This is a genomic window from Actinoallomurus liliacearum, assembly GCF_039542035.1.
Lineage (GTDB): Bacteria > Actinomycetota > Actinomycetes > Streptosporangiales > Streptosporangiaceae > Actinoallomurus > Actinoallomurus liliacearum.
The window spans coordinates 453,272-472,141 of sequence record NZ_BAABHJ010000002.1 but is presented as its reverse complement, the minus strand read 5'-3'; the positions used below and the strand labels follow the sequence as shown (position 1 = coordinate 472,141).

Sequence of the window (18,870 nt, the reverse complement as noted above, 5' to 3'; positions counted from 1 at the left end):
AGCGGCGGACCGCCGCGCCTCCCCCGGAGGAGCGAGGTTCCGGGCGGCCGGAGAATCCACGGCTGGTGCGTCGGGCGTCCCTGTGCTATATCTTGGGCACAACGCCGGGATTTCCGCCCGATCGGAAAAGGCGTTCTCCCTTCAGGGTCGTTTCCCACCCGCCGCCGTTGAGTTCTCCGGCAGGCGACGTTCCATCTCTCGCAGGACTCTCGTCGTTTCGCGCACCGCTCCGCCGTGCGCGTCATCTCCGGCGGCCCACCGCGCCGCCCATTCTCCGCGCGCCGTCATCGGCGACGGCGCCGCGTTCCGAAAGGATTTCCATGACCATCACCCTCGAACCCACCACCCCGTCCCGCGCGCCCGATTCCCGGGAGAACCCGGCGACGCCCGTCTCCGGCGTCCTGGAAGTCGGCGACAAGCACGCGTTCGTCCGGGCCTCCGGCTATCTGCCCGGCCCGGCCGACGCGTACCTGTCCCTCGCGCAGGTCAACAAGCTCGGACTGCGCCCCGGCGACCGGATCGAAGGCGCGGCCCGCCGCCCGCGGCCGGACGACAGGCGGCAGAAGTTCCAGGCGCTCGTCCGCGTCGACAGCGTGAACGGGCTGCCGCCGGAGAACGCCGCGGCGCGGCCGCGATTCGCGGACCTGACGCCGCTCCATCCCCGGGAACGCCTGCGCCTGGAGACCGATGGAAAGAACCTGGCCGGCCGGGTCGTGGACCTGATCGCGCCGATCGGAAAAGGCCAGCGCGGGCTCATCGTCGCGCCACCGAAAGCCGGCAAGACGATGATGCTGAAATCCCTCGCCACCGCCATTCGCGGCAACCATCCCGAATGCCACCTGATGGTCGTGCTCGTGGACGAGCGGCCCGAAGAGGTCACCGACATGCGGCGATCCGTCGACGCCGAGGTCGTCCACTCGACGTTCGACCGGCCCGCCGCCGAGCACGTCGCCGTCGCCGAACTCGCGATCGAGCGCGCCAAGCGGCTCGTCGAACTCGGGCAGGACGTCGTCGTCATCCTCGACTCGATCACCCGGCTCGGGCGGGCGTACAACCTCGGCGCGTCGTCGGGCAGCCGCATCCTCGCCGGCGGCGTGGCCACGACGGCGATCCACCCGCCGCGCCGCTTCCTCGGCGCCGCCCGCAACATCGAGGAGGGCGGCTCGCTGACCATCCTCGCGTCCGTGCTGGTCGAGACCGGCTCCCGGATGGACGAGGTCTTCTTCGAGGAGTTCAAGGGGACCGGCAACATGGAGCTGCGGCTCAGCCGCGAGCTGGCCGACAAGCGGATCTTCCCCGCCGTCGAGGTCACCGGCTCCAGCACCCGCCGCGACGACCTGCTGATGTCGCCGGCGGAGCTCGAGGTCGCCGCCCGGCTGCGCCGGGTCCTGCACGCGCTCGGCCCGCAGGAGGCCGCCGAGCTCCTCATCGGCAGGCTGCGCGACACGACCTCCAACGCCGAGCTGAGCCGGATCGTCCTGACCACGTCGCGCTGAGGGACCGGACGGCGGAGCGTCACGGGCGCGGGGCCGGCCGCAGCGCGAACCCGCGGCGGAGCCTCACGGGCGCAGGGCCAGCCGCAGCGCGAACCCGAGGAACGCCGTCCCGGCGACCCGGTCGAGCACACTCCCCACGGCGGGCCGCCGCAGCAGCCCTCCCAGCCGGTCCGCCAGCACGGCCAGCAGGACGCACCAGAGGAACCCCTCGGTGACGTGCACGCCCGTCAGCAGGAGGCTCCACGGCAGCACCGGCGCGCCGGCCGGCACGAACTGCGGCAGCAGCGACAGGTAGAAGACCCCGACCTTCGGGTTGAGCGCGTTGGTCAGCAGTCCCATGAGGAACCGGTTCCGGCCGGACGGGCCGGCCGCCTCACCCGTCTCCTCCCCGCGGATCAGCAGCCGCACGCCCAGATACAGCAGGTAGGCGGCGCCCGCCCAGCGCAGCACGGTGTACAGCGTGTGCGAGGCCGCGAGCACGGCGGTCAGGCCGAGACCGGCCGCGGCGCCCCACCACAGACATCCGACCTGGATGCCGAGCGCGGCGATCAGCGCCGCTCGGCGGCCCTGCGCGATCGCGGTGCGCAGCACGAGGAGCGAGTCCGGGCCGGGGACGAGCGTGAGCAGTGCCGCGACCCCGGCGAACGTCAGCAGCGCCATCACTCCACCGTCACGCTCTTGGCGAGGTTGCGGGGCTTGTCGACGTCGTGGCCCAGCGCCACGGCGGCGTGGTAGGCCAGGAGCTGCAGCGGGATCGACAGCAGGATCGGGTCGAGCTCGGGTTCGTTCTTGGGGACGACGATCGCGTCCTCGCCGAGCTCGCGGTGCCCGACCGTCAGGACGCGGCCGCGCCGGGCACGGATCTCGCCGAGCGTCGACAGGTTCTTGTCCAGCAGCTCGTCGTCCGGAACGACGGCCACGGCGGGCAGCTCCGGGCTGACCAGCGCGAGCGGGCCGTGCTTCAGCTCGCTGGCCGGGTACGCCTCGGCGTGTACGTAGGACACCTCCTTGAGCTTCTGCGCGCCCTCCCGGGCGACCGGCCAGCCGCGCACCCGCCCGACGAACAGCATGCTCCGGTACGCGGCGAACTCCCGCGCGAGCTCGGCGATCCGGTCCTCCTGCTTGAGAATCTCCTCGATCTGCGCGGGCAGCGCCCGCAGGCCCTCGGCGATCCGCCGCCCGTCCGCCGGGGACAGGTCGTGGATGCGGCCTAGGTGCAGCGCGAGCAGCGCGAACACCACCGCCGTCGAGGTGTACGCCTTGGTCGACGCCACGGCGATCTCCGGGCCGGCGTGCAGGTAGACCCCGCCGTCGCACTCGCGGGCGATCGCACTGCCGACGGCGTTCACGACACCGAGCACCCGGCCGCCCTTGCGCTTCAGCTCCTGCACGGCGGCGAGGGTGTCGTACGTCTCGCCGGACTGGCTCACCGCGACGTACAGGGTGTCCGCCTCGACGACCGGGTTGCGGTAGCGGAACTCCGAGGCGGGCTCGGCGTCGGCCGGGATGCGGGCGAGCTCCTCGATGAGCTGGGCCCCGACCTGCCCGGCGTAGTACGCCGAGCCGCAGCCGAGGATCTTCACCCGGCGGATCTCCCGCGCCTCGCGCGGGTCCAGGTTCAGGCCGCCCAGGTGCGCGGTGTGAAAGCGCAGGTCCAGCCGGCCGCGCAGCGCGCGCTCGACCGCGGCCGGCTGCTCGTGGATCTCCTTGCGCATGAAGTGCGTGTAGCCCTCGGCGTCGTAGGCCGCCTCCTCGGCCTCGATGAGGGACGGCTCCTTGCGCGTCGCGCGCCGGTCCAGCGTCGAGGTGCGGAACCCGTCGGCCCGTACGGTCGCCAGCTCACCGTCGTCCAGGTGCACGACCTGCCGCGTGTAGCGCACCAGCGCGGCGACGTCGGAGGCGGCGAACATCTCCTTCTCCCCGATGCCGAGCACGACCGGACTGCCGTTGCGGGCGACGACCAGCACCCCGGGGTGGCGCGCGTCCACCACGGCGATGCCGTACGTCCCGACGACCCGCGACAGCGCCTCCCGTACGGCGTCCTCGAGCTCCGCCTCGCCGGACCGGGCGATCAGGTGGGGGAGCACCTCGCTGTCGGTCTCGGAGGAGAAGGCGACGCCATCGGCGGCCAGCTCGGCGCGCAGCTCGTCGGCGTTCTCGATGATGCCGTTGTGCACGACGGCGATCGACCCGGCGACGTGGGGATGGGCGTTCGCGTCGCTCGGCTCGCCGTGGGTGGCCCAGCGCGTGTGCCCGATGCCCGGCGCGCCCTTGAACCGGGCGGGCAGCTCGGCCGCCAGCTCGCCGACGCGCACCTTGGCCTTGCGGACGCGCAGGTCACCCGCGCGGCCGAGGACGGCCAGGCCCGCCGAGTCGTAGCCCCGGTACTCCAGGCGGGCCAGCCCCTCGGCCAGGATCGGGACGGCGTCCCGCGGGCCGACGTAGGCCACGATTCCGCACATCAGGTCTCCTTCATCCGTAGACGATGCGGCGAAGCTGGCGCAGCGAGAGCTCCGGGGGAGCGACCCGCCACGACGGCAGCTCGGCGGCGATGCGTTCGAAGATCCGGTCGTTCGTCAGCCCGCGCGCCTTCAGCTCGGCGTGCCGCCGGCGGACGAAGTCCTCGGCGGGCTCGGCGAAGTAGGCGAGCACGTCGGCGACGACACGCGCCGCCTCGCCGGGACTCAGCGGCGACGTACGGCTGAGGTGGGCGACGAGCTCGTCATGGGGGTGTCCGGACACGAGCGACGATGTTGCCGGGTCTGGAATCGCAAAAGCAAGAATTCTGCCCGGAATCGGGCAGGATTCTCATCGAGAGGTGAGCGGTAGGTGGCCGGAGGTGTGTCGCCGGGCTTTTCTTGACCGTTCGTTACAGATTTGGCTATCGTCCTGGTCATGGCACGGACCCGGGAGTTCGACACCGACACGGTCGTCCGGTCGGCGATGGAGCTGTTCTGGCGGCGCGGCTACGAGGCCACCTCGATCCAGGACCTGGTGGACGCGACCGGGCTGGGGCGCGGCTCGCTCTACGCGGCCTTCGGCAGCAAGGACGGGCTGTACGAGGCGGGCCTCCGGCGCTATGTCGAGATGTCCTCGGCGCGGATGACGGCCCGCCTCGAACGGGACGTCCCGATCCGGGAGGTCATCGGCGACCTGCTGCTGTCGCTGGTCGACGAGGCGGCGCGGGACGCCGACAGGCGCGGCTGCCTGGTGACGAACACCGCGGTCGAACGGCTTCCGCACGACTCCGTCTCGGGGCGCATTGTCGCCGACGCGCTCGGCGGAGTGCGCGAGTCGATCGCGGCCGCGCTCACCCGGGCACGGGAGCGCGGGGAACTCCCTCCGGACGCCGACGTCCCGGGGCTGGCCGACTTCTTCATCACGGCCATCCAGGGGCTGCGTGTCATGGCCAAGGCCGGGCCCGACCGGCGGCGGCTGACCGGCGTCGTCGAGACGGCCCTCGGCGTGCTGCCGTGACGTGGCGGGCGCTCGGCGTCGCGTCATGCCCCGAATATGTAACGAGCAGTCAAGAAAGAGGAGATGGACCGATGACCGTGGCACTGCTGGGCACCGGGATCATGGGCGCGGCGATGGCCCGCAACCTGCTGGCGCAGGGCGTCGACCTTCGGGGCTGGAACCGCACGCGGGCGAAGGCCGAGGCCGTCGAGGGCCTGAAGGTCGCCGACGGTCCCGCCGAGGCGGTGGAGGGCGCCACCGTGATCATCACGATGCTGAACGACGGCGAGGCCGTGCGCCAGGCGATGGAGCAGGCCGCCCCGGGCCTGCGGGAGGGACAGATCTGGGCGCAGATGAGCACGGTCGGCCTCGCGCCGCTGGACGATCTGCGCGCGATCGCCGAGCGGCACGGCCTCGTGTTCGTCGACGCCCCGGTGCAGGGCAGCCGGCAACCCGCGGAGCAGGGACGGTTGGTCGTCCTCGCCTCCGGGCCGGAGGCCGCCCGGGAACCTTTGCGCCCGGTGTTCGACGCGGTCGGCAAGCAGACGCTGTGGCTCGGCCCGGCGGGGGCGGGCAGCCGGCTCAAGCTCGTCACGAACACCTGGGCCCTCACCCTGGTCTCCGGCGTCGGCGAGGCTCTCGGTCTGGCCCAGGCCCTGGGCGTCGACCCGCAGGCGTTCCGTGACGTCGTCGGTGCCGGTCCGATGAACAGCGCGCTGTTCCAGCAGAAGGCCGCCGCGATCATCGAGCGCGACTTCGCGCCGACCTTCACCGTGGCAGGCGCCGAGAAGGACACCCGGCTGATCTGCGCGGCCGGCGCGTCCGCCGGGGTCCGGATGGACGTCATGGAGGCCGCCCGCGAGCGTTTCCGGCGGGCCGCCCTCGCGGGCCACGCCGAGGAGGACATGGCGGCCGCCTACTTCGCCGCCTTCACCGCCTGACGGGGCGATGGAAGAACGAACGGCCGTCACTGACCGTGACGGCCGTTTGCGGGTCAGTCGGTGACGATTCGGCCCGCCTGCCGGATCAGCAGTCCGAGTCGAGCGTCACGACACTGAGCGAGTCGTTGGGCAGGACGCCCGTCCGGTTCGGGTGGTTCTCAGTCCAGGGCGGCCAGGGCCTGCTCGGCCGCGTCGCGGAGGCGCGCCGGATCCGGGTGGGCCCGGCCGAGCACCCGCATTCCCTGCAGCAGCACGAGGAGCAACCGGGCCAGCGCCCGGGGGTCCTTGTCCGCCGACAGCTCGCCCTGGGCCCGCGCCCTGGTCAGCGCCGAGGTCAGGGCGGTCTCCACCGTGTCCCAGCTCGCCTCGACCCGGCGGGCCGCCTGTGGATCCCGGCCCGCCAGCTCCACCGCGGTGTTCACGACCATGCATCCCCGCCGGTGCGGATCGGCCGCCGACTCCTCGGCATAGGCCCGCACCAGCGTCCGTACGGCCGGCAGGACCGGGCCCGGCTGTGACAGGAGCTCGACGACGTTCAGATCGCGGGTCTGGGCGTACCGCTCGTACGCCTTGAGGAAGAGCTCGTGCTTGCCGCCGAAGGTGGCGTAGATGCTCGCCCGCGCGATGCCGAGATGCTCGACGAGGTCGGCCATCGACGTCGCCTCGTACCCGCGCTCCCAGAACAGCTCCATCGCCTTCTGCAGCACGGCGTCCGGGTCGAACTCCTTCGTCCTCGCCACGACTCAGGACGCTAGTCGAATGTAGACCGATCGGTCAAATATCGTCCGGTGGCCGGCGGAAACGCGCCGACGGCGTACCTCGAGGAGAATCTTCATCGCGATACCGATGAGTTCGTCGGAGGCCTGTCGTTACATGGACCAGAACGTCGGCGAGCGGCCGACCGGACCCGAGGAGACAGCACCATGGAGATGAAGCTCGAACTCATCGTCGTCCCCGTCTCGGACGTCGACCGGGCGAAGGCGTTCTACGCCGAGAAGGCCGGTTTCACGGTGGACGTCGACTTCAGCGCGGGCGAGGACTTCCGCGTGGTGCAGCTCACGCCCCCCGGTTCGGCCTGCTCGATCGCGCTGATGAAGAACAAGGAGACGGCCGGTGCGGTGCAGGGCCTGCACCTGGTGGTCACCGACATCGAGGCCGTACGCGCCGAGCTCGTCCAGCGCGGCCTGGCGGTGAGCGAGGTCTTCCACCACGAGGCCGGCGGCCCGGTGCCGGGGCACGACGCGGAGGAGCGCGACTACGCGAACTTCGCCTCCTTCAGTGACCCGGACGGCAACGGCTGGCTGCTCCAGCAGGTCCGGCGCGGCGGCGGCGCAGCATGACCGAGCGAAGCGAGGGAATCGGTAGGCACGGCACCTTGGTCATGAGGCCGACGAAGGAGGTCTCATGACGGGCACCGCCGAGGCGACGCGCACGCCGGACCCGAGGGACGAGATCGCCGCGGCCGTCGCGGGCGACGAGTCGGCGTTCGCCGCGCTCACCGAGCGGCACCGGCGTGAGCTGCACGTCCACTGCTACCGGATGCTGGCGTCCTTCGACGAGGCGGAGGACGCCGTGCAGGAGACGTTCCTGCGGGCCTGGCGCGGCCGGGAGGGCTTCGACGGAGACACGCTGTTCCGCGCGTGGCTCTACCGGATCGCGACGAACGTCTGCCTGGACCTGCTCCGGCGCGCCGCACGCCGGCCGATCCGGGCCGGCTCGTTCGCCGAGGTGCCGTGGCTGCAGCCGTACCCGGACGGTCTGCTCGAGGAGGTCGCGCCGGCCGACGAGGGACCGGACGCGGTCGTGGTCGAGCGGGAGACGATCGAGCTGGCGTTCGTCGCGGCCCTGCAGGCGCTGCCGCCGAGACAGCGGGCGGCGTTCCTCGCGCGCGACGTGCTCGCCAGGTCGGCGGCTGAGACGGCGGAGCTGCTGGGCACGAGCGTCGCCGCGGCCAACAGCGCGCTGCAGCGGGCCCGCGCGACGATGCAGCGGCAACTGCCGGCGCGCCGCACCGAGTGGTCGACGGGTGGGCTGAGCGGTGCGGAGCGTGCGCTGCTCGACCGGTTCATCGACGCGCACGAACGCTGCGACGCCGCGGCCGCCATCGCGATCGCGGCCGAGGACGTGCGCGTCACGATGCCGCCGTACCCGTACCGCTACGAGGGCCTGGCGGCGCTCACGCCGCTCCTCGAGCGGGCGTTCGGGGAGGACCGGGACGGCGACTGGCGTCTCGTCCCGACGTCGGCGAACCGGATGCCGACCGCGGCGAGCTACCTGCGGCGGCCGGGCGACTCGGAGTTCAGGGCGTTCAAGTTCGACGTCCTGCGCGTCGAGGACGACCGGATCAAGGAGATCACGACGTTCGGCCCGGAGTTGTTCCCGCGGTTCGGCCTGCCGCCGACGCTCTGACGGCCCGGTGCCGCCCCTCGGCGGGGCGGCGCCGCGCCCGTTCAGACGCCCGGCAGTCGCCGCGGGGATCGGCGGAGGTAGACCGCCCAGGTCACCACGGCGCAGAGGACGTAGTAGGCGATGAAGGCGATGTACGCGCCGTTGCCCGTCTTGTAGGTCAGGAACGACTGGCGGAAGGCCAGGTTGACCAGGACGCCGCCGAACGCCCCGACCGCGCCCGCCACGCCGATGAGGGCGCCCGACAGCCGGCGGGCCTCGTCCTCCGTCGGGGCCTTGGCCCGGAAGATCGCGGGGATCATCTTGTAGGTCGAGCCGTTCCCGACGCCGCTGAAGACGAACAGCAGCACGAACCCGGTGAGGAAGAGCGGCAGCGACCGCGCGGCGGACGCGCCGAGGACGACCGAGGCGCCGACCGCCATCGCCGCGAAGTTCCAGAAGGTGACCCTGGCTCCGCCGAGCCGGTCCGCCGCCCAGCCGCCGACGGGCCGGATCAGCGAGCCCAGCAGCGGGCCGAGGAACGTCAGGTACGCCGCCTTGATCGGCGTGTCGAAGTCCGCTTTGAACTGCACCTGCAGCACCTGGCCGAAGGCGAAGCCGAACCCGATGAACGATCCGAACGTCCCGACGTACAGCAGCGACATGATCCAGCTGTGCGGTTCCGTCATGACGTCGCGCATCGCCCGCTTGTCGTTGCGCATCCCGGCGAGGTTGTCCATCCGCAGCGCGGCGCCCAGCGCGGCCAGCACGATGAAGGGGATGTAGATCCCAGCGACCAGTCGCGGGTGGCCCCTGCCGGCCGTCGCCAGCACCGCCAGCCCGACCAACTGGACGACGGCCACGCCGATGTTGCCGCCGCCGGCGTTGATCCCGAGCGCCCACCCCTTGAGCCGCTGCGGATAGAACGCGTTGATGTTGGCCATCGAAGAGGCGAAGTTGCCGCCGCCCACCCCGGCCACCGCGGCGAGGACCAGCAGCGTGCTGAAGGAGACGCCCGGCCGGACCAGGACGGCGGCCGACACCGCCGGGATCAGCAGCAGCGCGGCGCTGAACATCGTCCAGTTGCGCCCGCCGAACCTGGCGACCGCGAAGGTGTACGGCAGGCGCAGGGCGGCGCCGAGCGCCGTGGGGACCGTCGTCAGCAGGAACTTCCCGGCGGGGTCGACGTGGTAGGCCGGGCCGAGGAACAGCACCAGCACGGACCAGAGGCTCCACACCGAGAACCCGATGTGCTCGGAGAAGATCGAGAAGGCGAGGTTGCGCCGCGCGACCCTCGCTCCCGTCTCCTCCCAGAAGTCCCGCTCCTCCGGGCGCCAGTCCGCGATCCACCGGCGTCCGGCCGTGCCGCCGCGGGGAAGGCGTTGTTCGATGATGGTCATTCGGGTCCTCCTGGCTGCGGTGCCCTGGCTGGGGTGCTGCGCCGAAGCTAGGAACGGCCCGTTTCTCCGGTGTGTGTCGCGTAATGCGATGGTGATAACTTCCCCGCACCCGAGCCGGGGCGGGCTGTGAGAGTTCACTCACCGCACCGCAGGTCAGCGGCCTCGGTGAAGTGGTTGTAGCGGCCCGGTAACACCGCGGACCCGGCTGTGAAACGCCTCGACCACACGATCGAGGCATGTCGCCCATACCCACCCACTGTCCGTACTGCGCGCTGCAGTGCGGCATGCTCGTCGGCCCCGGCACCGTCGCGCCCCGCGACGACGTCCCGGCCAACGGGGGCGGTGGCGGGGCGCTCTGCCAGAAGGGGTGGACCGCCGGAGACCTCCTGCGCACGCCGGACCGGCTGACCGTGCCCCTCATGCGGGCGCATCGGGACGCTCCTCTCGAGCCGGTCTCCTGGGACGCCGCGCTGGACCGGATCGCCGCCGAGGTCCGCCGGATCCAGGAGGCGTACGGCCGCTCGGCCGTCGCGGTCTTCGGCGGCGGCGGGCTGACCAACGAGAAGGCCTACCAGCTCGGCAAGTTCGCCCGCGTCGCGCTCCGTACGCCCAACATCGACTACAACGGCCGTTTCTGCATGTCGTCGGCGGCCGCGGCGCAGAACCGCGCGTTCGGCCTGGACCGGGGCCTGCCCGTGCCGATCACCGACGTCGCCGCCGCCGGCGCCATCCTGCTGGCCGGCGGCAACGTCGCCGAGACGATGCCGCCGTTCGTCCGGCACCTGACCGCCCAGCGCGAGCGGGGCGGCAAGCTGATCGTCATCGACCCGCGGGAGACCCCGACCGCCCGCCGCGCGGACCTGCACCTGCAGGTCACGCCGGGCACGGACCTGGCCCTCGCGAACGGCCTGCTGCACCTGGCGATCACCGAGGGACTGGTCGACAAGGCCTACCTCGACGAGCGCACCGCGGGCTTCGAGGCCGTCCGCACCGTCGTCAACGGCTACTGGCCCGAGCGCGTCGAGCGGATCACCGGCGTGCCGGTGACGGCGATGCGCGCGGCCGTGCGCATGCTGGGCGACGCGGCGGACGCGCTGATCCTGACCGCGCGCGGCGCCGAGCAGCACGCCACCGGGACCGACACGGTGACCGCCTTCATCAACCTGGCCCTGGCGCTCGGCCTTCCGGGGCGTCCCGGCTCCGGGTTCGGCTGCCTGACCGGACAGGGCAACGGGCAGGGCGGCCGCGAACACGGGCAGAAGGCCGACCAGCTGCCCGGCTACCGGAAGATCGACGACCCGGCCGCGCGCGAGCACGTCGCCCGCGTCTGGGGGATCGACCCGGGCGACCTGCCGGGCCCCGGGCTGTCGGCCACCGAGCTGCTGAACGCGCTCGGCACGCCCGGCGGGCCGCGTGCCCTGCTGCTGTTCGGTTCGAACCCGGTCGTGTCCGCGCCGGACGCGGGCCGCGTCGAGGCCCGCCTCGACGCGCTCGACCTCCTCGTGGTGTCCGACTTCGTGCCGTCCGAGACCGCCGTACGCGCCGACGTCGTGCTGCCGACGGCGCAGTGGGCGGAGGAGACCGGCACGGTCACCAACCTGGAGGGCCGGGTCCTGCTGCGGCGGGCGGCCGTGCCGAGGCCGCCGGAGGTCCGCACCGACCTGGAGATCATCGCCGCCCTCGCCGGGCGGCTGGCGGCCCCCGGCCGGTTCAGCGCCGAGCCGGCCGAGGTGTTCGACGAGCTGCGGGCGGCGAGCGCCGGCGGGCTCGCCGACTACTCCGGCATCACCTACGACCGCATCGTCGCCGAGACCGGCGTCTTCTGGCCGTGCCCGGGGCAGGGGCACCCGGGCACACCGCGGGTGTTCCTCGACCGGTTCGCCACGCCGGACGGCCGCGCCCGCCTCGTCCCGGTGGAGCACCGGGGGCCCGCCGAGGACGTGTGCGCGGACTACCCGATCTACCTGACCACCGGGCGGGTGCTCGCCCACTACCAGAGCGGCGCGCAGACCCGCCGGGTGCGGGCGCTGCTCGACGCGGTGCCCGAGGCGTACGTCGAGATCCACCCCGACCTGGCCGGCCGGCTGGAGATCGGGGAGGGCGACGAGGTCCGCGTCACCGGCCGGCGGGGCCACGCGGTCGCCAAGGCGCGGTTCAGCACGGCCATCCGCCGCGACACCGTCTTCATGCCCTTCCACTGGGCCGGCCCCGCCCGCGCGAACCTGCTCACCAACCCGGCACTCGATCCGACGTCGCGGATGCCGGAGTTCAAAGTGTGCGCCGTCCGACTGGAGAAGAAGTGAACGGACACATCGTGGTCGTCGGCAACGGCATGGCGGGCTCCCGGCTCGTCTCCGAGCTACGGGCCCACGACCGCGACCTGCGGATCACCGTCTTCGGCGCCGAGACCGCCCAGCCGTACAACCGGGTGCTGCTGTCGAACGTCCTGGCCGGTGTCACCGCGCCCGGCGACATCGGCCTGACGGATCCGGCGTGGTACACCGCGAACGGCGTCGACGCCCGCCTCGGGCAGGAGATCGTCGCGGTCGACCGGGAACGCAAGACGGTGACCTGCGACGACGGGACCGTCACCGGGTACGACACGCTCGTGCTCGCCACCGGCAGCGCCCCGGTCGTGCCGCCGCTGCCGGGGCTGGACGCCGAGGGCGTCGTCGCCTTCCGCACGCTCGACGACTGCGGCGCCATCATCCGGCTGGCCGATGACGCCGAGTCCGCGGTAGTGGTCGGCGGCGGGCTGCTCGGCCTGGAGGCGGCCCGCGGGCTGGCCGGGCGCGGGCTGCGGGTGACCGTCGTCCACCTCGGCGGGCATCTGATGGAGCGGCAGCTGGACGCCGAGGCCGGCGGCGTCCTGCGGCGCACGATCGGGGACCTCGGCGTCCGCACGCTCGTCGGAGCGCGGTTGACCGGGGCCCGGACGGACGGCGGCCGGGTCACCGGGATCGAACTCGACGACGGCACGGTGCTGCCCGCCGACCTGGTGGTGCTGGCCTGCGGCATCCGGCCGCGGACCGGGCTCGCGCGCGAGGCGGGCCTCACGGTCGACCGGGGCGTCGTCGTCGACGACCGGCTGCGCTCGGTGGACGACCCCGACGTGCACGCGATCGGGGAGTGCGCCCAGCACCAGGGCACGGTGTACGGGCTGGTCGCGCCCGCGTGGGAGCAGGCCCGGATCCTCGCCGATCTGCTCACCGGCGGCGACGCGCGGTACGAGGGATCACGGCAGGTCACCCGGCTGAAGGCGGCAGGGATCGAGCTGGCCGCCATGGGCGAGACCGACCTCGGTGACGACGAGGCGGAGGTGATCCGCTTCGCCGACCCGGCGCGCGGCACGTACAAGAAGGTCGTGATCCGGGACGACCGGCTGATCGGCGCGATCCTGGTCGGCGAGACCACCACCGCGGGGATGCTCACCCAGCTGTACGACCGGGCGGCGCCGGTGCCGGCCGACCGCCTGGCGCTGTTGTTCCACGGGCTGAACCCGGTCACGCCCGCCGAGACGCCGGTGCGGATGCCGGACGCGGCGACGGTCTGCGCGTGCAACAACGTCAGCAAGGGGCGCATCCGTGCGTGCTGGGAGGCGGGCGCGCGGGACGTCTCCGGCGTCGCCGCCGAGACCCGTGCCACCACGGGCTGCGGCGGCTGCCGGGACACGGTCGAGGGGATCCTCGAATGGCTCGGAACCCAGGAGGTGACGTCTCCTACCAGGTCAGGCCGTACGTGAGCGGCTTGTAGCACAGCGGTAACAAGCGGGACGCAGACGCGAAACGCCTGATGGTCAAGATCGAGGTCAGGTCGCGTCGGGGAGGACTGAATTCGGATGACCAGCCGTCTTGTCGTTGTCGGCCACGGCCCGGCGGCGCATCGCCTCGTCGAGGCGCTGCGGGAGCGCGACTCCGCCGACCGGTGGCGGATCACGGTGGTCGGGGAGGAGCCGAGCGCGGCCTACGACCGCGTCGCACTGACGTCCTACCTCACCGACGGCGCCGACCTCGGCTACCCGTCGCACGACGAGAGCGTGGTCGTACGGACCGGGGAGCGGGTCGCCGCGATCGACCGCGCCGCCCGTACGGTCCGCACGGACGCGGGGGAGACCCTGCCCTACGACGCGCTGGTGCTGGCCACCGGGTCGGTGCCGTTCGTGCCGCCGGTGCCGGGCGCCGAGCACGCCTTCGTCTACCGGACGATCGAGGACCTCGACGCGTTGCGCGTCGCGGCGAGCGGCGACCTTACTATGTCAAGGCGGGCGGCCGGTGTGGTCGTCGGCGGGGGACTGCTCGGGCTGGAGGCCGCCCGCGCGCTGCAGGGGCTCGGCCTGGACACCCACGTCGTCGAGGTGGCGCCCTGGCTGATGCCGCGCCAGCTCGACGAGGGCGGCGGCGCGATGCTGCGCCGTCACATCGAGGCCCTCGGCATGACCGTGCACACCGGCGTCGGCCTCGAACGCGTCGAACCCGGCGCGGTGCGCCTGGCCGGGGACGTCGTCCTCGCCGCCGACGTGGTGGTCTTCTCGGCCGGCGTCCGCCCGCGCGACGACCTCGCCCGCGCGGCCGGCCTGCCGGTGGGGCCGCGCGGCGGCGTCGTCGTCGACGACGCCTGCCGTACCGAGGACCCGCGCGTCTTCGCCATCGGCGAGTGCGCCCTGGCCGGCGGAATGGTCTACGGGCTGGTCGGGCCGTGCTTCACGATGGCCGAGGTGGTCGCGGACCGGCTGCTGGACGGGGAGGCGCGGTTCACCGGCGCGGACCTGTCCACCCAGCTCAAGCTGATGGGCGTGGACGTCGCCAGCTTCGGCGACCCGTCCGCCGACGCCCTCGACGTCATCTACACCGACCCGATCGCCGGGATCTACAAGCGCCTCGTCGTCAGCGACGACGCGCAGACCCTCCTGGGCGGCGTGCTGGTCGGCGACGCCTCGTCCTACCCGACGCTGCGCGCGTACGTCGGCGCGAAGCTGCCCGGCACGCCCGAGCAGGCGCTGTTCGGCGGCACCGAGGCGGCGGGCGGCGCGCTGCCCGAGTCGACCATCATCTGCAGCTGCAACAACGTGACCGCCGGGACGATCCGGGGGGCGATCGCCGAGGGCGGGCTCACCGACGTGCCCGCCGTGAAGGCCTGCACCCGGGCGGGCACCGGCTGCGGCAGCTGCGTGCCGCTGGTGAAGAAGATCCTCGACGCGGAGCTGACCGCCGCCGGCGTCGAGGTCAGCAAGGCCCTCTGCGAGCACTTCGACCACAGCCGCGCCGAGCTGTTCGACATCGTCCGGGTGCGCGGCATCACGACCTTCTCCCAGCTGATCGCCGAACACGGGCGCGGCCGCGGCTGTGACATCTGCAAGCCGGCGGTCGCCTCGATCCTGGCCAGTCTCGGCAACGGCCACATCCTCGACGGCGAGCAGGCCGGCCTCCAGGACACCAACGACCGGTTCCTCGCGAACCTGCAGAAGAACGGCACCTACTCGGTGGTGCCGCGCATCCCCGGGGGCGAGATCACACCCGAGAAGCTGATCGTCATCGGCGAGGTCGCCCGGGAGTTCGGGCTCTACACCAAGATCACCGGTGGGCAGCGGATCGACCTGTTCGGAGCCCGCGTCGAGCAGCTGCCGCAGATCTGGAAGAGGCTGATCGACGCCGGGTTCGAGTCCGGCCACGCGTACGGCAAGGCGCTCCGTACGGTCAAGTCCTGCGTCGGCTCGACCTGGTGCCGCTACGGCGTCCAGGACTCGGTCGCCCTCGCCATCCGCCTCGAGCTGCGCTACCGGGGCCTGCGCGCCCCGCACAAGATCAAGTCGGCGGTGTCCGGGTGCGCCCGCGAGTGCGCCGAGGCGCAGAGCAAGGACTTCGGCGTCATCGCCACCGAGAAGGGCTGGAACCTCTACGTCGCCGGGAACGGCGGAATGCGGCCGCGCCACGCGGACCTGTTCGCCGGCGACCTGGACGAGGACACGCTGGTCCGCTACGTCGACCGGTTCCTGATGTTCTACATCCGCACCGCCGACCGGCTGCAGCGCACCGCGTCCTGGCTGGAGGGCCTCGAGGGTGGCCTCGACTACCTGCGCGAGGTCATCGTCGACGACCGGCTCGGCATCTGCGCCGAGCTGGACGCGGCCATGGAACGGCACGTGTCGGACTACGCCGACGAGTGGCGGGCGATCCTGGACGATCCCGAGAAGCTGCGCCGCTTCGTCTCCTTCGTCAACGCGCCCGGCATGCCCGATCCGAGCATCGTCTTCGAGCCCGAACGTGACCAGATCAAGCCCGCGATGGAGGAGGTGGCCCGTTGACCGGCACGTGCGCGTTCCCGGTCGGCGGGCGGCGACCGGGCGGGCGGAGCGAAGGGAGCACCCGTTGACCGAGACCCTGGCGCCGGCGCCCGCGATCACCGGCACGCCGGCCGTGCGGACGTGGACGACCGTCTGCGACTACGACGACCTGCAGCCCGAACGCGGCGTCTGCGCGCTGGTCGGCGACCGGCAGGTCGCGATCTTCCGCACCTACGACGGCGCGCTGTACGCCCTGTCCGGGCACGACCCGTTCAGCGGCGCGAACGTCCTGGCGTGGGGGATCGTCGGGACCCGCGGTGGGCTGCCCACCGTGGCCTCCCCGATGTACAAGCAGGTGTTCGACCTCGCAACGGGCCGCTGCCTGGACGACCCGGCCGTGGCCGTGCCGACCTTCCGAATACGGCGTGCCGGTGGCCGCGTGGAGGTGGCCGAGTCGTGAACGACGCGCCCCTGGCCGGATTCACCGTGGGCGTCACGGCGGCGCGTCGGCACGAGGAGCTGTCGGCGCTGCTGGAGCGCAAGGGCGCCCGCGTGGTGTACGCCCCCGCGATCCGGCTGCTGCCGCTCGCCGACGACGCCGAGCTGCTGGCGGCCACCCGCGAGATCCTCGCGGACCCGGTGGACGACGTGATCGTCACGACCGGCATCGGCCTTCGGGCCTGGCTGGAGACGGCCGACGGCTGGGGGCTGCGAGACGACCTGATCAAGCGCCTGGGCGACGTGCGCATCCTGGCGCGCGGCCCGAAGGCCAAGGGCGCCGTGCGCGCCGCCGGGATGGCCGAGGCATGGTCGCCCGAGTCGGAGAACTGCGACGAGGTGCTGCGTCACCTCCTGGAGGAGGACGTCCGGGGCCGGCGGATCGCCGTCCAGCTCTACGGCGAGCCGACGCCGCACCTCACCGGCGCGCTGCGGCGCGCGGGCGCCGACGTCGTGGAGGTCCCGGTCTACCGCTGGGCCCGCACGGACGATCCGACGCCGTTGCGCAGGCTCGTCGGGCAGGCGGTGGCCGGCACCATCGACGCGATCACCTTCACCAGCGCCCCGGCGGTGTCCGCGACCCTGGCCGTCGCGGCCGAGGACGACCTCGAGGATCCGCTGCTGGACGCGCTGCGCACCCAGGTGGTCGCCGCGTGCGTCGGTCCGGTGACCGCCGCGCCGCTGGAGGAGCGGGACGTCGCGACGGTACGACCCGAGCGCGCCCGCCTCGGCGCGCTCGTCCGGGCGCTCGCCGCCGAGCTGCCCGTCCGGCGGTCCAGCCGGGTGGCCGTGGCCGGTCACGCCCTTGAGCTGCGCGGACACGCCGTGGTGATCGACGGGCAGCTCAAGCCGATCGCCCCGGCGCCGATGGCGATCCTGCGGGCCCTCGCCCGCCGTCCCGGCCACGTGGTCTCGCGTGCCGAGCTGTGCACCGTGCTGCCGAGCCGGACGCTGCCGGGCGGCACGAGCCAGGGGCGCCCGTACCCGGACGAGCACGCCGTGGAGATGGCGGTCGCGCGGCTGCGCCGCGGCCTGGGCCGGGGTGGACTCGTCGAGACCGTGGTCAAGCGCGGTTACCGGCTGGCCTGCGAACCGATCCGCTCCACCCCGCGCGCCGGTGCCCCGGAGGCGGTATGACGCTGCTCGCGGTCGGGCACGGCACTCGCGACCCGGCCGGAGCCGCCGTCATCCGCGCCCTTCTCGACCGCCTCCGCGTCCTGCGCCCCGGGCTGACCGTCGTCGAGTCGTACGCCGAGATCACCGAGCCGTCCCTGGAGGACGCCCTCGCGGGGCTGCCCGCCGTGCGGAGCCCGGTCGTGGCGGTTCCGCTGATGCTCGGCCGCGGCTATCACACGCTGGTCGACATCCCCGGCCGCGCCGGCCCGTACGTCACGGTCGCCCGGCCCCTGGGACCGCACCCGCTGCTGGCCGGGGCACTGGCCGACCGGCTGGGACGGCACCGGCACGCCGACGCGGTCGTGCTGGGCGCGGCCGGCACCTCCGACCAGCGGGGAGTCGCCGACGCGGCCGCCGCCGCGCACCTGCTGGGCCGTCGCCTGCGCCGCCCCGTGTCGTACGGCCTGGCGGCCGGAGCGGGCCCCGAACTCGCCGAGGTCGTGCGCGGCCTGCGGGCCCGGGGCGCGCGCCGGATCGCGGTCGCCTCCTACCTGCTGGCGCCCGGCCACTTCCACGACCGCATGCTCGCCGCGGGCGCCGACGCGGTCGCACCGCCGCTGGGCGTGCACGACGCGCTGGCGCGGGTCGTCCTCCGTCGCTACGACGACGCGGTCACGGCCGCGGCCGCCGGGGCGAGTATCCGGGACCGTCGGGCGGTGAGCCGCGCAGGATGACGTGGGCCGGACGCCCCAGCTCGAGGAACATCCGCACGTCGTCGTACCGATGGTCGCCGACCTCGATCGCGTTGGGCAGGCGTCCCCACTCGCGGAAGCCGAGCCGCTCGTACAGCTCGATGGCGCCGTGGTTGTTGCCCCGGGCGCCGAGGGTCAGCACCTCGATTCCGTTCGTGCGGGCGTGGTCGATGACGGCCTCCAGGACACGCCGGCCCAGCCCGAGCCCGCGCGCCTTCGGGTGCGCCATGACCTTCTGCACCTCCGCGTTGTGACGGAAGACGTCGGTGGCGCCGCGACGCCACAGGCCGCCGGCGGCCACCTCGCCGTCGAGGAGGGCCAGCGCCAGAGCGGCGTCGCCGGCCCGGGCCCGGTCGAGGACCTCGTCCAGCCACCGGTCGGTCTCCGCCCGCTCGGGCGGGGTCAGCCAGCCCACCGCCCCGCCGAGCTCGACGACAGAGTGGATCATCCGGTGCACACCGGCGCGTAGGCGCTCGTCGGCTGAGGTCGGCCAGTGAATCTCTACGCGTCGGCTCACGGTCGGCCATTCTCCCGGACCGGCACCGG

16 protein-coding genes and 1 pseudogene are annotated in these 18,870 nt (G+C 73.1%); 11 read left to right on the top strand and 6 right to left on the bottom strand.

Annotation, left to right across the window (positions count from 1 at the left end; all coding sequences use genetic code 11):
- Nucleotides 1-365: 365 nt before the first annotated feature.
- Nucleotides 366-1,496 (top strand): annotated as a pseudogene (gene rho, locus ABD978_RS04805) (transcription termination factor Rho); the annotation flags it as partial.
- Between the two features lie 63 nt (nucleotides 1,497-1,559).
- Here rho and ABD978_RS04800 read toward each other — a convergent pair.
- Genes ABD978_RS04800 through ABD978_RS04790 form a run of 3 tightly spaced genes read right to left on the bottom strand, consistent with a single transcriptional unit; the run spans nucleotide 1,560 to nucleotide 4,238 of the window.
- Nucleotides 1,560-2,156 (bottom strand): LysE family translocator, encoded by a 597-nt coding sequence (locus tag ABD978_RS04800; protein ID WP_345348894.1) that lies wholly within the window; start codon nucleotides 2,154-2,156, stop codon nucleotides 1,560-1,562.
- On the bottom strand, nucleotides 2,156-3,958 hold the full coding sequence (glmS, locus tag ABD978_RS04795) for a glutamine--fructose-6-phosphate transaminase (isomerizing) (protein WP_345348891.1): 1,803 nt from the start codon (nucleotides 3,956-3,958) through the stop codon (nucleotides 2,156-2,158). Before glmS ends, ABD978_RS04800 begins: the two co-directional genes overlap by 1 nt.
- Before the next feature lie 10 nt (nucleotides 3,959-3,968).
- On the bottom strand, nucleotides 3,969-4,238 hold the full coding sequence (locus ABD978_RS04790; protein WP_345348888.1) for a hypothetical protein: 270 nt from the start codon (nucleotides 4,236-4,238) through the stop codon (nucleotides 3,969-3,971).
- A 153-nt stretch (nucleotides 4,239-4,391) separates the two neighbouring features.
- Here ABD978_RS04790 and ABD978_RS04785 point away from each other — a divergent pair, with 153 nt between their 5' ends.
- On the top strand, nucleotides 4,392-4,973 hold the full coding sequence (locus ABD978_RS04785; protein WP_345348885.1) for a TetR/AcrR family transcriptional regulator: 582 nt from the start codon (nucleotides 4,392-4,394) through the stop codon (nucleotides 4,971-4,973).
- 71 nt (nucleotides 4,974-5,044) lie between these two features.
- A complete protein-coding gene (locus ABD978_RS04780; RefSeq protein ID WP_345348882.1) occupies nucleotides 5,045-5,893 on the top strand; it encodes an NAD(P)-dependent oxidoreductase in 849 nt (282 codons plus the stop codon).
- A gap of 158 nt (nucleotides 5,894-6,051) precedes the next feature.
- Here ABD978_RS04780 and ABD978_RS04775 read toward each other — a convergent pair whose 3' ends face one another.
- Entirely contained in the window at nucleotides 6,052-6,633 is a 582-nt protein-coding gene (locus ABD978_RS04775) for a TetR/AcrR family transcriptional regulator (protein ID WP_345348879.1), read from the bottom strand.
- 183 nt (nucleotides 6,634-6,816) lie between these two features.
- Between ABD978_RS04775 and ABD978_RS04770 the strand changes: the two genes are divergently transcribed.
- Together ABD978_RS04770 and ABD978_RS04765 are read left to right on the top strand one after the other, a co-directional pair.
- Nucleotides 6,817-7,233: a VOC family protein gene (locus ABD978_RS04770; RefSeq protein WP_345348876.1), complete on the top strand. Its 417-nt coding sequence runs from the start codon at nucleotides 6,817-6,819 to the stop codon at nucleotides 7,231-7,233.
- 64 nt (nucleotides 7,234-7,297) lie between these two features.
- Entirely contained in the window at nucleotides 7,298-8,302 is a 1,005-nt protein-coding gene (locus tag ABD978_RS04765; RefSeq protein WP_345348873.1) for an RNA polymerase subunit sigma-70, read from the top strand.
- Between the two features lie 41 nt (nucleotides 8,303-8,343).
- On the opposite strand, the gene ABD978_RS04760 is transcribed toward ABD978_RS04765, so the two are convergent.
- A complete protein-coding gene (locus tag ABD978_RS04760) occupies nucleotides 8,344-9,678 on the bottom strand; it encodes a nitrate/nitrite transporter (RefSeq protein WP_345348870.1) in 1,335 nt (444 codons plus the stop codon).
- A gap of 236 nt (nucleotides 9,679-9,914) precedes the next feature.
- Here ABD978_RS04760 and ABD978_RS04755 point away from each other — a divergent pair, with 236 nt between their 5' ends.
- From ABD978_RS04755 to ABD978_RS04730, 6 genes are all read left to right on the top strand, one after another.
- Entirely contained in the window at nucleotides 9,915-11,981 is a 2,067-nt protein-coding gene (locus ABD978_RS04755) for a molybdopterin oxidoreductase family protein (RefSeq protein ID WP_345348867.1), read from the top strand.
- Nucleotides 11,978-13,420: an FAD-dependent oxidoreductase gene (locus tag ABD978_RS04750; protein ID WP_345348864.1), complete on the top strand. Its 1,443-nt coding sequence runs from the start codon at nucleotides 11,978-11,980 to the stop codon at nucleotides 13,418-13,420. The genes ABD978_RS04755 and ABD978_RS04750 overlap by 4 nt, the downstream gene beginning before the upstream one ends.
- A gap of 96 nt (nucleotides 13,421-13,516) precedes the next feature.
- The gene (gene nirB, locus ABD978_RS04745) at nucleotides 13,517-15,979 is read left to right on the top strand and encodes a nitrite reductase large subunit NirB (protein ID WP_345348861.1); all 2,463 of its coding nucleotides are present in this window, start codon (nucleotides 13,517-13,519) and stop codon (nucleotides 15,977-15,979) included.
- Nucleotides 15,980-16,043: 64 nt separating this feature from the next.
- Nucleotides 16,044-16,418: a nitrite reductase small subunit NirD gene (gene nirD / locus ABD978_RS04740; protein WP_345348858.1), complete on the top strand. Its 375-nt coding sequence runs from the start codon at nucleotides 16,044-16,046 to the stop codon at nucleotides 16,416-16,418.
- A complete protein-coding gene (locus ABD978_RS04735) occupies nucleotides 16,415-17,593 on the top strand; it encodes a uroporphyrinogen-III synthase (protein WP_345348855.1) in 1,179 nt (392 codons plus the stop codon). Before nirD ends, ABD978_RS04735 begins: the two co-directional genes overlap by 4 nt.
- Entirely contained in the window at nucleotides 17,590-18,306 is a 717-nt protein-coding gene (locus ABD978_RS04730; RefSeq protein WP_345348852.1) for a sirohydrochlorin chelatase, read from the top strand. Before ABD978_RS04735 ends, ABD978_RS04730 begins: the two co-directional genes overlap by 4 nt.
- Here ABD978_RS04730 and ABD978_RS04725 read toward each other — a convergent pair.
- Entirely contained in the window at nucleotides 18,245-18,841 is a 597-nt protein-coding gene (locus ABD978_RS04725) for a GNAT family N-acetyltransferase (RefSeq protein ID WP_345348849.1), read from the bottom strand. The genes ABD978_RS04730 and ABD978_RS04725 overlap by 62 nt on opposite strands.
- Nucleotides 18,842-18,870: the final 29 nt, after the last annotated feature.

Bases quoted from the DNA above. Each gene is read 5' to 3' on its own strand.
- ABD978_RS04780 (WP_345348882.1), top strand. From the start codon at position 5,045: ATGACCGTGGCACTGCTGGGCACCGGGATCATGGGCGCGGCGATGGCC.
- glmS (WP_345348891.1), bottom strand. From the start codon at position 3,958: ATGTGCGGAATCGTGGCCTACGTCGGCCCGCGGGACGCCGTCCCGATC.
- ABD978_RS04760 (WP_345348870.1), bottom strand. From the start codon at position 9,678: ATGACCATCATCGAACAACGCCTTCCCCGCGGCGGCACGGCCGGACGC.
- ABD978_RS04785 (WP_345348885.1), top strand. From the start codon at position 4,392: ATGGCACGGACCCGGGAGTTCGACACCGACACGGTCGTCCGGTCGGCG.
- ABD978_RS04765 (WP_345348873.1), top strand. From the start codon at position 7,298: ATGACGGGCACCGCCGAGGCGACGCGCACGCCGGACCCGAGGGACGAG.
- ABD978_RS04755 (WP_345348867.1), top strand. From the start codon at position 9,915: ATGTCGCCCATACCCACCCACTGTCCGTACTGCGCGCTGCAGTGCGGC.
- ABD978_RS04770 (WP_345348876.1), top strand. From the start codon at position 6,817: ATGGAGATGAAGCTCGAACTCATCGTCGTCCCCGTCTCGGACGTCGAC.
- ABD978_RS04800 (WP_345348894.1), bottom strand. From the start codon at position 2,156: ATGGCGCTGCTGACGTTCGCCGGGGTCGCGGCACTGCTCACGCTCGTC.
- nirB (WP_345348861.1), top strand. From the start codon at position 13,517: ATGACCAGCCGTCTTGTCGTTGTCGGCCACGGCCCGGCGGCGCATCGC.
- ABD978_RS04730 (WP_345348852.1), top strand. From the start codon at position 17,590: ATGACGCTGCTCGCGGTCGGGCACGGCACTCGCGACCCGGCCGGAGCC.